The sequence below is a fragment of the Aeromonas sp. BIGb0445 genome (assembly GCF_024809075.1).
Classification (GTDB): domain Bacteria; phylum Pseudomonadota; class Gammaproteobacteria; order Enterobacterales; family Aeromonadaceae; genus Aeromonas; species Aeromonas rivuli.
Genome location: NZ_JANUES010000004.1, coordinates 87,183 through 100,481, shown reverse-complemented (window position 1 = coordinate 100,481; position 13,299 = coordinate 87,183). Strand labels below are relative to the sequence as shown.

11 protein-coding genes are annotated in these 13,299 nt (G+C 60.6%); 4 read left to right on the top strand and 7 right to left on the bottom strand.

The genetic code is table 11. From position 1 onward, the window contains the following. Positions 1 to 77: 77 nt before the first annotated feature. Positions 78 to 1,430, bottom strand: coding sequence for an anaerobic C4-dicarboxylate transporter DcuC (gene dcuC, locus M2367_RS10360; RefSeq protein WP_042042846.1), 1,353 nt, complete (start codon positions 1,428 to 1,430; stop codon positions 78 to 80). A 356-nt stretch (positions 1,431 to 1,786) separates the two neighbouring features. Here dcuC and M2367_RS10355 point away from each other — a divergent pair, with 356 nt between their 5' ends. Then, complete coding sequence (locus tag M2367_RS10355) at positions 1,787 to 2,398, top strand: DUF922 domain-containing protein (RefSeq protein WP_224432770.1); 612 nt, start codon at positions 1,787 to 1,789, stop codon at positions 2,396 to 2,398. A gap of 120 nt (positions 2,399 to 2,518) precedes the next feature. Here M2367_RS10355 and mnmC read toward each other — a convergent pair whose 3' ends face one another. Then, a complete protein-coding gene (gene mnmC / locus M2367_RS10350) occupies positions 2,519 to 4,534 on the bottom strand; it encodes a bifunctional tRNA (5-methylaminomethyl-2-thiouridine)(34)-methyltransferase MnmD/FAD-dependent 5-carboxymethylaminomethyl-2-thiouridine(34) oxidoreductase MnmC (RefSeq protein WP_259236638.1) in 2,016 nt (671 codons plus the stop codon). 90 nt (positions 4,535 to 4,624) lie between these two features. Here mnmC and fabB point away from each other — a divergent pair, with 90 nt between their 5' ends. Beyond that, positions 4,625 to 5,836 (top strand): beta-ketoacyl-ACP synthase I, encoded by a 1,212-nt coding sequence (gene fabB, locus M2367_RS10345; RefSeq protein WP_042042842.1) that lies wholly within the window; start codon positions 4,625 to 4,627, stop codon positions 5,834 to 5,836. A gap of 76 nt (positions 5,837 to 5,912) precedes the next feature. Here the strand turns inward: fabB and M2367_RS10340 are convergent, their stop codons facing one another. Both M2367_RS10340 and M2367_RS10335 read right to left on the bottom strand, forming a co-directional pair. Then, entirely contained in the window at positions 5,913 to 6,425 is a 513-nt protein-coding gene (locus tag M2367_RS10340; RefSeq protein WP_259236637.1) for a GNAT family N-acetyltransferase, read from the bottom strand. Positions 6,426 to 6,554: 129 nt separating this feature from the next. Then, on the bottom strand, positions 6,555 to 6,839 hold the full coding sequence (locus M2367_RS10335; protein ID WP_042042839.1) for a pyrimidine/purine nucleoside phosphorylase: 285 nt from the start codon (positions 6,837 to 6,839) through the stop codon (positions 6,555 to 6,557). 269 nt (positions 6,840 to 7,108) lie between these two features. Between M2367_RS10335 and M2367_RS10330 the strand changes: the two genes are divergently transcribed. Further along, entirely contained in the window at positions 7,109 to 8,347 is a 1,239-nt protein-coding gene (locus M2367_RS10330; protein ID WP_042042838.1) for a dicarboxylate/amino acid:cation symporter, read from the top strand. Positions 8,348 to 8,522: 175 nt separating this feature from the next. On the opposite strand, the gene M2367_RS10325 is transcribed toward M2367_RS10330, so the two are convergent. Next, positions 8,523 to 8,942 carry a MerR family DNA-binding transcriptional regulator gene (locus tag M2367_RS10325; RefSeq protein WP_259236800.1) on the bottom strand — a complete coding sequence of 140 codons (420 nt, stop codon included), beginning with the start codon at positions 8,940 to 8,942 and terminating at the stop codon, positions 8,523 to 8,525. A gap of 198 nt (positions 8,943 to 9,140) precedes the next feature. Here M2367_RS10325 and M2367_RS10320 point away from each other — a divergent pair, with 198 nt between their 5' ends. Continuing rightward, positions 9,141 to 10,304, top strand: a complete 1,164-nt coding sequence (locus M2367_RS10320; protein WP_259236636.1) for an acetyl-CoA C-acyltransferase — start codon at positions 9,141 to 9,143, stop codon at positions 10,302 to 10,304. On the opposite strand, the gene M2367_RS10315 is transcribed toward M2367_RS10320, so the two are convergent. Further along, positions 10,301 to 11,521: an EAL and HDOD domain-containing protein gene (locus M2367_RS10315; protein ID WP_259236635.1), complete on the bottom strand. Its 1,221-nt coding sequence runs from the start codon at positions 11,519 to 11,521 to the stop codon at positions 10,301 to 10,303. The two genes, M2367_RS10320 and M2367_RS10315, sit on opposite strands and share 4 nt — an antisense overlap. A 278-nt stretch (positions 11,522 to 11,799) precedes the next feature. After that, positions 11,800 to 13,074, bottom strand: coding sequence for an outer membrane protein transport protein (locus M2367_RS10310; RefSeq protein ID WP_259236634.1), 1,275 nt, complete (start codon positions 13,072 to 13,074; stop codon positions 11,800 to 11,802). Positions 13,075 to 13,299: the final 225 nt, after the last annotated feature.

The window sequence follows — 13,299 nt, the reverse complement described above, 5'->3', positions numbered from 1 at the left end:
AAAAAGAAGGGGGAGAGTCTACCTTAGGTGCGGGAGGGGATGCCAGCCCGGCCCTCGAATGGGCCGGGCGAACAAGTTTAGGCGGGTACCATGATCTGAGTGGCAATCAGCACCACGGCCAGGCCGACGGCGACCGGCACCGAGGTGCGCTTGACCACCTCGAATGGCGAGAGATTGCCCATGCCCGCACAGGCAACCACTACCCCCGACACCGGGGATATGGTGCGACCCAGGTTGGAGGCTTGCAGCATGGGGATGACCAGATAGGCGGGGTTGATGCCAAGACTGGTGGCCAGATTGGGGATCAGCTCCACGAAGGCGTAGAAGGGGGCGTTGCCCGAGCCTGTGGTGAAGGCCGCCAGGGTGGTGATCACCACCAGGGAGAGCATCATGACAGTGCCGCCGGTGCCGAGATCCTGGGCATGAGCCAGCAGAGTATCGATGAAGCCGATGGTCATCAGCCCCTGGGCAAAGACCCCGGCGCCGACCAGCAGCATGACCACGCCGGCAAAGGCATCGGCCATGTGGCGCCAGCAGATCTGCAGGCCATCGAGCAGCCCCTTGCCATCCCGATGGCGAGCCAACTCCAGCAGCGCGGCCAGGGTCAGGCACATGACGATGATGGTGACGATGTCGAGCTGGGGGCCCAGCTTACCATCGAAGATCAGCACCCCTATGATGGGGGCAAACGGCAGTATGGCGTAGAAGGCGGGGGCGTCGGTGATGAGATCGCTGGCCGCCACTTTCTCGTTCACCTCACCGGATCGCTTATCCAGGTAACGCTGCCAGAAGAAGTGGGCGACCGCCATGCAGGCGATGGCGATCAGCGAAATGGGCAGGGTCAGCTTGAAGGCAAAGTCGAGCAGCTCCATGTTGGCGGCCTGGGCGGCGATCACCACATCTCCCGAGGTGGGGGAGAGAATGATGGCGGCGGGGGAGGCGCACACGGCGGCGGCGGCGCCCCGGGAGATGCCCATGTTGACCATGAGCGGGAACAGGGTCGCCATCAGCAATACGCCGAGGCCCGTAGCCGAACTCACCGCCAGGGACATGGCGCAGGCGACCAGATAAGCCGCGACCAGCAGCACATAAGGGGATTTGATGACCCCCAGTGGTCTGCTCGCTATCTTGACCAGCATGGTGTTGGCACCTATGTGGCTCATGTAACCGGCGAAGCCGCACAGCACCATGATCAGCATGCCCAGACCACCGCCCCGGCTATTGAGCAGGAAACGGACATATTCGAAGATGTCGGTGATCACGTTGCCTGTGCTGGGCACGCTGGCAGGCAGCACAGGTTTGCCGAGCAAGGCCGTGATGGCCAGCAGCAGCAAGCCGCCACTGAGCAGTATGCCGGTGGCCGAGTAGCCCTTGAAGATGCAGCGACCCACGAGGAGGGTCACCAGGGTGCCAATAATAAGTTCAACCATATCCAGGTTCCTGTTGGTCAATGGAGGCTAAGTGCGGCCCTGAACGCCTGCGGCACGGCACTGTGGTGGTGGGGATTCGTTCGGTGGACGCTAATGTAACCAGCAAACTTGTCTGTGATGTTGATTAAGGTCAGCAAATCATGGTGCTAGACCGGCTCTTTACCCGTGAAATGATGAAAGCGGGTCATGCCGCACATATTTTTTATGATGCAATATGGAGATCGAGAGGACGGCAAGTTGCGAAGATGAACGACAGCTATCATGATGAGACTTGCGCAGGGCGCCAGTTAATTAATATATTGATTATTCATCATATTCATACACCAGATGGCAACGATGAGGCGGCGTAGATCACCATGGGCAAGTTGTGCAACCTGGCTTGGGGACTGAGTCTGCTGTGGAGCGCCGCGGTGGGGGCCACCCAGGCCCATTATACCGGGGTCAAGATAGAGCCGGACATCCGGGTCGACTTCCAGTTTTACAAGGTCAAGGGCGCCACCATGCAGGCTGCCCTGGCGCAGGCGTCCAGCATCGGCCCCAAGGGTAGCGTGGGCCAGCAAGGGCTCGGCATGGCCAGCTATCAGCTCGACTGGTCCATGCTGGCCTATCCCCTGGCCGGGCGCTGCAACCTCAACGGCGTCACGGTGAGGACGCGCATCAAGGTGATGGTGCCCGAGTGGGTCAACAAGTCCCGGGCCAGTGTGCGCGAGCAGCAAAACTGGAACATCATGGTCGGCGCCATGCTCGACTACGAGAGTCGTCACAAGGACATAGTGCAAGAAACCGCCAGTGCCATCGGTTTCAAATTGTCGCAGTTGCCGCGTAGCAACGATTGCGCCGCCTTGCGCCATCAGGGGGATCTGCAGGGGCAGGCGCTGCTGGCCGAGGCCAAGTCCCGCTTCGCCCGGCTCGCCGAGCAGACCGATCATGGTCGCAAGCTGGGGCTGAGCTGGCCCTTCAATCCCTGAGCGCGTGACGATAACCCCGCTTCCTCATGAGAGGATGACCAGGCCAGATAGCAGACGCCGCCAGTGGAGTGATCCCCTGGCGGCGTCTTGTTTTATCTCTCTTTTAGCCTGTGACCGGGCTTAGCGCACGGGCTTGCCCTTGAGCCATTTGCGCACCCAGTAGCGTGCGGGATGCAGGGCGGCCAGCAGATCCGTGGCCAAGGGCAGGGGATCGCCGCAGATCTCGCTGGCGAGCAGTTCACCACACAGCGGCGCCGAACAGAGCCCTCGCGACCCCAGCGCCCCCAGCACAAACAGGCCCGGGTAGGTCGGTAGCGCGTGTTCGGGGCGCGCCTTGAGCGCCAGCGACTCCAGCTCGCTCAGGGCCTGGACCCGGGCAACGGCGCCCACCACCGGCAAGTGATCCCGGCTGGCGCTGCGCACCCCGACCCGGGCCTCATTGCCGCTGACATCCACCTCGTCTGGCCACTGCTGACTCGGCAGGCAGGCGTGCAGCCGGGCCTTGTTGTGAACCTGCTCGGCGGCGCTGAAGGCCAGGCTGCTCTGGTTACGGCCATAGCTGGCACCGATGCAGTGATAACCAGCATGGCCAGGGGTGAGATAGCCGTCATAGCAGAGTACCGTCTTGAGCTGCTGCAACACCGGGTTGGTCGGCACATGGCTCACCTGACCGCGTACCGGGTAGAGGGGAAGTTCCGCAAAGGGGAGCAGGGCGGGCAAGCGGTGACCGGCTGCCACCACCAGATTGGGGGCCTGCCACTGGCGGCCATCGGCCGCGGTCACGCGCCAGCCATCGCTGTGCTCGTCGACAGTGGTGATGGGGGTGCCATATGCCAGCTGGAGCAGGCCGCTGGCCTGTGCCTCATCGAGGGCGGCACGGGTCAAATCAGCCGGACAGAGCCAGCCCCCCAACGGATAGCTGACGCCACCAAGACCCATGGGCAGGCCGCAGGCTTGCGTCACCTCGGCGTCGGTCAAGGGGCGCATCAGCTCGGGGGGGAAGGGACCTAGCGCCATCTTGTCCAGTTTTTGCGCCGACTTCTCATCAAAGCCCAGCTGCACCACGCCGCACAGCTCGAAGGCGATGGGGTGCCGTTTGGCCAGCTGCAACAGTCGCTGGCGGGCAAAGCCGAAGGCGAGGGCATAGAAGCGTGACAGGGCATCGTGTTCGCCGCCCAGCAGCGGATACAGGGCCCCCTGCCGGTTGCCGGAGGCGCCGGTCGCAGGCTTGTCATCTTCACACAACAAGGTGACGCGTCGGCCCCGCTCCACGAGCGACAGTGCCGTCATGGCCGAGGCGATGCCCCCTCCGATGATGAGAACCTCGCCGGGGCGCCCCGCGGGACGGGCGTAGCACGGGGCCAGGCTCGGGGCATCTTGTTTGCCCTGGCGATAACCGGCCAGCATGGTGCGCTTGTTGCCATGGCCCCTGACCTTGTTGATGTGAAAACCGGCGTCAATCAGACCGCGGCGCACGAAGCCGGCGCAGGTAAAGGTGGCGACGCTGGCACTGGGTCGGGCGAGGCGGGCCAGATCGTCAAACAGCGCCTGGGTCCACATCTCGGGATTCTTGGCCGGCGAGAAGCCATCCAGATACCAGGCATCGATGAGGCCATCGGCGGGGCAGGGCCACTGGGGCAGGGCGTCTTTGATGTCGCCGAGCCAGAGATCGAGGCGCACCCGTCCCCCTGCAAACAGCAGGCGATGGCACCCCTCGACCGCCAGCGGCCACTGGGCGACCAAGTTGGCGCTGAAGGTGGCCAGCTCGGGCCAGACGGCGAGGGCCTGGGCCAGATCGTTCCTGGTCAAAGGGAATTTTTCGACGCTGATAAAGTGCAGACGCGAGCCGTTGCCGGCTTGGGGGCCATGTTCCAGAAAGGCGGCCATTGTGGCGAGGAAGTTAAGACCGGTGCCAAAACCTGTTTCACCCACCACAAAACTGTCACTGTCGTGATGGCAGAATCGTGCCGGCAGGCCATTTTGCAGTAAAAAGACGTAGCGGCTTTCACTTAGACCGTTATCATTGGAAAAGTAGACATCGCCGAAGTCACTGGAAATCGGAGTTCCCGCTTCATTCCAGTCTAATTGGGCATGATGTAAGGATGTTTGACTCACGTTTTCCTCTGCTCGCGTCACTTGATCGCGGGCATTCTACGTGAAAGCAGACCAGTTTGGCAGCCGAAAGCGGGTAGACTTGGCGCCAGTTTTTCCAGACGAGATGAATTAATGAGAAGAGCAGTGATCACCGGTATCGGCGTCATCTCCAGTATCGGCAACAACAAGGAAGAAGTGCTGGCCTCCCTGAAAGCAGGTAAATCCGGCATCACCTATTCCGAGCAGTTTGAACAATACAACCTGCGCAGCCGTGTCTGGGGTAACATCAAACTCGATCCCTCTGAGCTGATCGACCGCAAGGTCATGCGCTTCATGGGTGACGCCGCAGCCTATGCTTATCTCTCCATGCAGCAGGCCATCGCGGATGCCGGTCTGCCGGACGATCAGGTCTCCAACGAGCGTACCGGTATCGTGGTCGGCTCCGGCGGCGCCTCCGGCAAGAACACCTCCGAGTCTGCTGACATTGCCCGGGAGAAAGGGGTCAAGCGCGTGGGTCCCTATATGGTGCCGCGCACCATGTCCTCCACCACCTCTGCCTGCCTGGCGACCCCCTTCAAGATCAAGGGTGTCAACTACACCATCAGCTCCGCCTGTGCCACCTCTGCTCACTGCATCGGCCACGCGCTGGAACTGATCCAGCTTGGCAAGCAGGACATCATCTTCGCCGGCGGCGGCGAGGAGCTGGACTGGTCCTCCACCATCCAGTTTGATGCCATGGGCGCCCTCTCCACCAAGTACAATGACAACCCGGAAAAGGCATCCCGTACCTATGATGCGGACCGCGATGGTTTCGTCATCTCCGGTGGTGGCGGCATCCTGGTGGTCGAGGAGCTGGAACACGCCCTGGCCCGTGGTGCCCACATCTACGCCGAGATCACCGGTTACGGCGCCACCTCCGACGGCTACGACATGGTCGCCCCGAGCGGTGAAGGCGCGGTGCGTTGCATGAAGATGGCGATGCAGGAGGTCGGCACCGTGGACTACATCAACACCCATGGCACCTCCACCCCGGTCGGTGATACCAAGGAGCTGGAAGCCATCCAGACCCTGTTTGGCAGCACTGCGCCCAAGCTCTCCGCCACCAAGGCCATGACGGGCCATGCCCTGGGCGCCGCCGGTGTGCACGAAGCCGTCTACTCCCTGTTGATGATGCAGCATGGCTTCATCGCCCCCAGCATCAACATCGAGACCCTGGACGAGAAGGCCGTGGGCCTGCCCATAGTGCGTGAGTACGAAACGGCGGATCTCAATACCGTCATGTCCAACAGCTTCGGCTTTGGCGGTACCAACGCTTCCCTGGTATTCAGCAAGTTCAAGGGCTGAATCCCGCCGGGATAAATAACAGAAGGGCGCCTCAGGGCGCCCTTCTTGTTTTTGCTTATCCGGCTTTATGGTCGCATCAGGCCAGGGTGGGTTGGCAGGCCTGGTCCAGCAGCCGCTCCATATAGAGAGCACCATCACCGTATTCAGCCAGGGACTTGCGAGACTGAGCCGGGGCAAAGCCCTGGCGCAGCCAGAAAGCGGGGGCATCCTGCACCGCCACCAGTCCGAGCCTGGCGTAACCCGAGTGGCTGGCATGGCGCAACGCCTGATCCAGCAAGGCCTGGCCCAGTCCCAGACCGCGCGCTCTGGTCGAGACGGCGAGATCGTGCAGGTAGAACTCTTCATCGCCAGTCAGTGCCGCCATGGGTACCGAGAGAGAGGGCGGCTGATGTGCGTGCCAGGGGTGGCAGAGCAGATAGCCGAGCACGGCCCCCTTTATTTCGCCAACCCAGCAACACTGGGGGGCGAGTTCGGCCTTGTTGCGCATGACGCTGAGAGGCTCCGGAGCCAGTTGGCGGTAACACTCGGCCTGGATGGCCATGATCTGGGGCCAATCTTCGGGTGTGATGGGGCGGATCTGGATGCTCATGACGGTCGATTGAATCCTGATAACGGCCTCACAGTTTAACCAAGGGAGGGGACAAAGAGAAGGCCCCCTCTGGCTGTGATGTCGTCATGAAAAAAGGGGCCTCAGCCCCTTAATCTTCAATATATTGATTTAACTTAAAAATTCACACAGATAAGCGCTCGGTGTGCTCACCTTGAGGGAGAAGGAGGAGTGGCCTGGTACCTCGAAAGCTTCCCCCTGGCCATAGGTCTGCCAATCGCTGGCACCGGCCAACTGTATGGTCAGACTCCCCTTGATCACCGTCATGCGCTCGGGGGCGGCGGTATTGAACAGGTAATCGCCGGCTGCCATGACACCAACTGTGGATTGCTCACCGTTTTGCTCGAAGCCGATGGATTTTACATTTCCGTCAAAATACTCGTTTACTTTCAGCATCTTTCTATCCCTGTATATGCGGTTACCGAGTCAAGCTAGCACAGATAATAGTCTGTGGGCATAGTAAAATCGTGATTTTTTAACTTGTTCCTTTTGAATCTTAACTTTGTTGCAAACTTATCAATAAATCTTCGTCATAAATTAGCGATTTAAAACAGCAGATAAATATGAGATAAAACCGCCCGGCAGGGGAATGAGCAGCAGTTCATTCCCCTGTTTGGTGAATTGCACTAGGAAAGTGTGACATTTATTCGTTTAAGGAACATGTTGTGTTAACTAAAGGACTTATTAAGAATATTGGCTTCCAGGTTGTGGTTGCCATGCTGCTGGGCACGCTGGTCGGATTGCTCATGGGCGAGCAAGCCTCCGTCTTTGCCCCCCTTGGCAGCCTCTTTATCCAGCTCATCAAGATGCTGGTGATCCCTCTGGTGGCCGTGGCCATCATCTCGGGGGCCGCCAATCTGGGCGCCAGCCCGGCGGCGGGCAAGATCGGGGGCACGACCCTGGTATTCTTCCTCGGTACCTCTGCCCTGGCCGTTTTCCTGGCGCTGATGATGGGACAAGTGTTCCAACCGGGGACCGGGGTCGATCTCAGCTCGATGAAATCACTCTTCTCCGGCGACTATGCCGACAAGGGTGAGCTGCCGGATGCGGTTGCCACCTTGCTTGGCATGATACCGACCAACGTCTTCCAGTCCCTCAACGAGGCGAACATTCTGCAGATCCTGGTGTTCTGCATGTTCCTCGGCATTGCGCTGGCCAAGCAGCCGCAGGCGCGGGTCAAGCCGCTGATCGATGGCCTCAATACCCTGGTCGATGCCTTCGTATGGATGATCAACAAGGTGATGCTGATAGCACCACTGGGGGTATTCGGTCTGATGGCCGATGCCATCGGCACCTATGGCTTTGACGTCCTCTCGCTGGTATTCAACCTGTTTGTGGTGTACGTGGCCGCCATCCTGGTGTTCGGTTTCATCATCTACCCGCTGCTGATTGCCGTCTTCTCCAACACCCCTGTGCTCAAGTACCTGTCGGCCATGAAGAAGGCCCAGGTGGTTGCCTTCTCTACCGCGTCCTCCATGGCGACGCTGCCAGTCACCATGGAAGTGTGCGAGAAAGAGCTCAAGGTGAGCAACAGCACGGCCGCCTTCGTGCTGCCCCTGGGCGCGACCATCAACATGAGCGGCAACGCCATCTATTACGGTCTGGTCGCCATCTTCTTCGCTCAGGTGTTCAACATCGATCTCTCTCTGGGAGCCTGGGTTGCCATCATACTGACCTCCACCCTGGGGGCCATCGGTCAGGCAGGGGTGCCGGGTCCGAGCTTCCTGGTGGTGGCCGTGCTGCTGGCAGCGGGCATCCCCATCGAGGGTCTGCCGCTGCTGTTTGCGCTGGATCGTCTGTTTGACATGATCCGTACCGCCCTCAACATCACCGGCGATGCGGCTTGCGCCATCATAGTGGACAGATTCAGTCCGGATTATGATGCTGCCCGCTGGCAGAAATAGGATCAGGGCGATTGACCTGACGGATCCCCTGTTTGGGAGCCATTGACAACAAGAGGGGCCATCATGGCCCCTCTTTTTTATCTCTGCTGTCCTGAGGCTGGCGATACCGTCCGAGCCAATGGTGCGCGGGGTGGTGCCAGCTGTGACGCGCCCTGAGCCACGACTCCTTGCCTTCTTATCCGTTGGCCCCTTCAGGCTCTTCGCAGCCAAGCTGCTGCAAGGCGTGTTGGCAGCGATGCTTGGCGGCGTCCAGTTCCAGCAGCACCATCTTGATGTCCTCCAGCTGCTGGCCCAGGGTCTGGCGCTTCTCCTCGATCAGGGAGAGCATGCTGCGCAGTTGGGTGCGGCTGCTCTTGTCGGCGTCATAGAGATCGAACAGCTCGCGAATGTCGGCCAGGCTGAAACCCAGGCGTTTGCCACGCAGGGTCAGCTTGAGGCGCACCTTGTCCTGACGGCTGTAAATGCGGGTCTGACCCTGACGGGTCGGAGTCAACAGGCCCTGATCCTCATAAAAGCGGATGCTGCGGGTGGTGACATCAAACTCTTTGGCCAGCTCGCTGATGCTGTAGCTGCGGGCCTCATCCTTGGGGGGCATCCTGGTATCGTCCTGGCTGTCAATCTTGGTTGGCACCTTACCCAAAGCGCTGCTTGCTCGCAAGTGCTTGTCCTTCAAGGGACATCCCCTTATGTTACCGATATGTAATGAGCTGAGTCATCGAGATGGGGTGTGTGTCTTTCAAGGGGCCACGCTTCAACATCAAGTTGGTGAAAAGTCATCAGGAGAGTCATTGAGATGGATATCGTCATAGTTGCCGCCAAACGCACCCCCATGGGGGCCTTCCAGGGAGCCCTTTCCACCTTGAGTGCCGCCGAGCTCGGTGCCTGCGCCCTGGCGGCCACCCTGAAGGCGGCGGGCGTCAACCCAAGTAGGATAGACGAGGTGTTGATGGGCAATGTGCTGGCGGCGGGCATGGGGCAGGCTCCGGCACGTCAGGCAGCCCTTGGTGCGGGTCTGCCGGTGAGCGTGCCTTGCACCACGGTCAACAAGGTGTGTGGCTCGGGCATGAAGGCGGTGATGTTGGCTGCCGACAGCCTGCGCCTGGGGCAGGGGGAGATGATATTGGCGGGGGGGATGGAGAGCATGAGCCGTGCCCCTTACCTGCTCGACAAGGCGCGCAGCGGTTTTCGCATGGGCCATCAACAAGTGCAGGACAGCCTCTTCCTCGACGGTTTGCAGGATGCCTACGACGGCCAGTTGATGGGGGTCCATGCCCAGGCGAGTGCAGATCGGGCCGCCATGAGCCGCGCCGATATGGATGCCTTTGCCATGGGCTCCCTGGAACGGGCCTTGCGCGCCCAGCGGGAGGGAGACTTTGCCGCCGAGCTGGCCGAGGTCTATCAGGCAGGCAAACTGCTGCTGGCCGAGGATGAGCAACCCGGCAAGGCGCGTCCGGACAAGATCCCCAGCCTTCGGCCTGCGTTCAAGCCAGATGGCACCATCACGGCGGCCAACAGCAGCTCCATCTCGGATGGGGCCGCGGCGCTGCTGCTGATGCGTGAAGAGACGGCACTGGCCCAAGGCTTGGTGCCGCTGGCCCGGATCCGGGGTTATTTGAGTCATGCGGGTCTACCTGCCGAGTTCGTTTCGGCGCCGGTGAGCGCCATCAATCGCTTGCTGGCTCAGCTTGGCTGGCGCAGTGATGAAGTGGATCTCTATGAGGTGAACGAGGCCTTTGCCATGGTGAGCATGCTGGCGATGCAAGGATGCAGTATTGAGGCAGAGCGACTCAACGTCAATGGCGGCGCCTGCGCCCTGGGTCACCCCCTGGGGGCGAGTGGCGCCCGGGTGCTGGTAACCTTGATCCATGCCTTGCGAGCACGGGGACTGAAGCGGGGCATGGCATCCCTGTGCATTGGCGGCGGCGAAGCCACCGCCCTGGCACTGGAGCTTGTCTAGTCTCTGTTCATGGCGCTCAGCTGCTCGTTCACCCAGGCGGTGGCGCTCAGATAGAGCTGGCTGACCTTCTCTTCATTGAGGCCCAGGCGTGCGGTGCGCATCTGCACCCTGGGCCAGTTTGCATTCTCATAATCTTCACAAAACGCCAGATAGAAGCCGAGCTGGCCCTCGCGGGTCAGCAGGGCCTGGCGGATCTCGTCGGTGATGGGCACGCTGCCGAGCAGGGTTCCCATGGATTGCTCCATCAACACATCCAGCAAGGAGAAGAGCCCCGCCATAAAGGCTTGCTGGCTTTGGGGGGCCGGGGCATGGGCCAGGGCCAGCAGCTCGCAGAAGCGGGCCCGGATGAGCGACATCTGATAGAGCTCGGCACTCTTGCCCTGACCGGCACTGCTGGCCGCTATCAGGGTCACGAAGCGCTTGAGCTGGGCATGACCCAGATAGATGGCCGCCTGGCGGAAGGAGGCGATGGGCTTGCTGCGCCCCTTGAGGTTGTTGACGTAACGCAGCAGCTTGAGGGAGAGGGAGACATCCTGGCCAAGCAGTTGCTCTATCTTGTCGAGATTGGGCTCGGGTTGATTGACCTCGTTGAGCAGCTGGATCACCACCATCTGGGTCGGCTGCATGGTGGCGCGCTTGACCATTTCGGGGCGACTGAAGAAGAAACCCTGAAACAGACTGATGCCCAGGGCCTGGGTCTGTTCGAACTCCTGCTTGCTCTCTACCTTCTCGGCCAGGTAGGTGAGGGCCAGGTGCTGATGGCGGCGGATAAAGTCGTCTATCTGGGACAGGCTGCTCAGACGCAGGTCAAACTTGATGATCTGGATCCAGGGCAGGAAACGCTCCCAATCCGAGGACATGCTGAAATCGTCAAGGGCCAGCCGGTAGCCGAGCTGGTTGAGCTGTTTGACCTTGGCCAGCAGGGCATCATCGGGCATCGCATCTTCGAGGATCTCGATCACCACCTGTTCGGGGGGCAGACACTCCGCCAGTCCGTCCAGCAAGGAGTCGTGGGAGAAATTGATAAAACAGGGCCGCCCGCCGAGCAGCTGGTCAATGTTCTGCTGCAAAAATTGCTCGACCACCAGGCGCGAGGTGGCTTGCTGGGAGGAGATGAGCGGGAAGACGTTGTCCAGGCTATCGCGAAACAGCAGCTCATAGGCATGGGTCTGCAGTTTGCTGTCGAGGATCGGCTGCCTGGCCACGTAGGAATACATGGAACTCTCCGTGATGAATGTTGGCTTGATAGTATGGCGAAGCGGCGGACTATGCCAGCTTGCCGCGGACAAGCAAGGGTAATAACGCCTGGGGCTCGCGGCGACAGGTCAGTATCTGGCGATTGCCCGGCAAGGGCGTGCTCGGCTCGATCTCTTGAGGGGTGAGGGGGCGGCGTCAATCCTGCGTGGTGGCGTGATGTTAGTCCTGTCGTCCCAGGAGAAAGAGGCTCCCATCCGGGAGCCATGGGTCATGATCATTCACTCGTCGGCCGTGGCGATCAGAACAGATAGTTGAGCTGCAGGCCGGCCAGCCAGGCGTCCCCTTCGGAGCTGCCCTCGAAGGTGGAGGTGGTGGCGGCTATGCCCGGTTTGAGCTCCATGGACTCACTGACTGCCGCCTGCTTGCCATCGATAAAGGTCAGTCCCAGATCCAGGCTCAGCGCCGAGCTGAGGCGATAACCTGTGCCCAGGCTATACCAGACACGATCCGAGTCCGGGATTGAGATGGTGCGACGTTCGGCGGGCACCGGGCTCTTGTCATAGGCGAGACCGGATCTCAGCTGCCAGTCCGGGGTCAGCTGATAGGTCAGGCCCAGGGCATAGCGCCAGCTATCCTGCCACTGCTCATCCTTGATGTGCATGGTGCCGTGATGATCCAGCTCGGCCTCGAGCTGGGTAAAGCGGCTCCAGTTGGTCCAGTTGATGCTTGAATGGACGGCCAGCGCCGGGGTGAGCTGATGGAACAGCGCCAGCTCGGCACTGGCTGGCAAGGCGAGATCCAGCTTGCCCTTGTCCTCGAAGGGCCGTCCCTGTTCATCGATGCCCATGGCATCGCCCTCGAGGGTGAGGGTCACATCATGGCGATAGGAGAGGCCGACCCGGGTCTGTGGCGAATACTCATAGAGTGCGCCCAGGTTCCAGCCCAGGGCCCAACCATCCCCCTTGAGGTGCTTGGCGATCATCTCATTGGCGGGGAAGGTGCCCCCCACTTCGCCTTCGCCCTGAATGGCATTGAGGCCAGCGCCAAGGGACCAATGCTGATTGAGGCGATAAGCCAGGGCCAACCCCAGATCCACAGTGCGAATGTCGGAGACATTGCCGAAGTGTCCGGCGTTGTAGGGGGCGGGCATCTCGACCCCCAAGCCGAAGTAGGCGTTGGCAGACAGACCCAGCCGCCACTCTTCATTGAGGGGAATGATGAGCGACAGATTGGGCACCCAGGCGGCATCGGCGATGTCATGGGCGCTGGCATCCAGGGTGACCGGGCCGTGGGCGGTCGGTACCCGGGTCTCTCCTTCTATGTTCACATCGGGACGGACATAGACGACGCCGCCCGAGAAGGCCATCTGCTCGAAGCGGGTCATGGCCGCGGCATTGCGCGACAGCACGCTGGCATTGTCTGCAATAGCGGCCTCACCGGCGAAGGCGCGCCCCATGCCGGTGGCAGATTGCTCGGCGAGCTGGAAACCGGCGGCTTGCACCAGGGTGGGGCAAAGCAGCAGGGCGAGCAGACTGGGAGTGGATGGACGAACTACAGTGTTTCTTACGCTCATATCAGCATTTTTTATTGTATATAAAATGGAGGCGGGATTTTATATGGTACGACCACTATTGCAATCCGGCGTATGGTGCCGCGCTAAAAAGAGGAGGAAATCCTGAGAACGAACGGATAACAGGCTGATAAAAAAGGAAAAGCGTACAGCTGTTTGCTACAGATGTACGCCGAACTGGCTGAGTGGCAAAAAAAAAGAGCGCCCCAGGGCGCTCTTTTCGATGCT

Bases quoted from the DNA above. Each gene is read 5' to 3' on its own strand.
- M2367_RS10340 (WP_259236637.1), bottom strand. From the start codon at position 6,425: ATGAGCATCCAGATCCGCCCCATCACACCCGAAGATTGGCCCCAGATC.
- dcuC (WP_042042846.1), bottom strand. From the start codon at position 1,430: ATGGTTGAACTTATTATTGGCACCCTGGTGACCCTCCTCGTGGGTCGC.
- M2367_RS10335 (WP_042042839.1), bottom strand. From the start codon at position 6,839: ATGCTGAAAGTAAACGAGTATTTTGACGGAAATGTAAAATCCATCGGC.
- M2367_RS10315 (WP_259236635.1), bottom strand. From the start codon at position 11,521: ATGTATTCCTACGTGGCCAGGCAGCCGATCCTCGACAGCAAACTGCAG.
- M2367_RS10310 (WP_259236634.1), bottom strand. From the start codon at position 13,074: ATGAGCGTAAGAAACACTGTAGTTCGTCCATCCACTCCCAGTCTGCTC.
- M2367_RS10355 (WP_224432770.1), top strand. From the start codon at position 1,787: ATGGGCAAGTTGTGCAACCTGGCTTGGGGACTGAGTCTGCTGTGGAGC.
- M2367_RS10325 (WP_259236800.1), bottom strand. From the start codon at position 8,942: ATGCCCCCCAAGGATGAGGCCCGCAGCTACAGCATCAGCGAGCTGGCC.
- fabB (WP_042042842.1), top strand. From the start codon at position 4,625: ATGAGAAGAGCAGTGATCACCGGTATCGGCGTCATCTCCAGTATCGGC.
- M2367_RS10320 (WP_259236636.1), top strand. From the start codon at position 9,141: ATGGATATCGTCATAGTTGCCGCCAAACGCACCCCCATGGGGGCCTTC.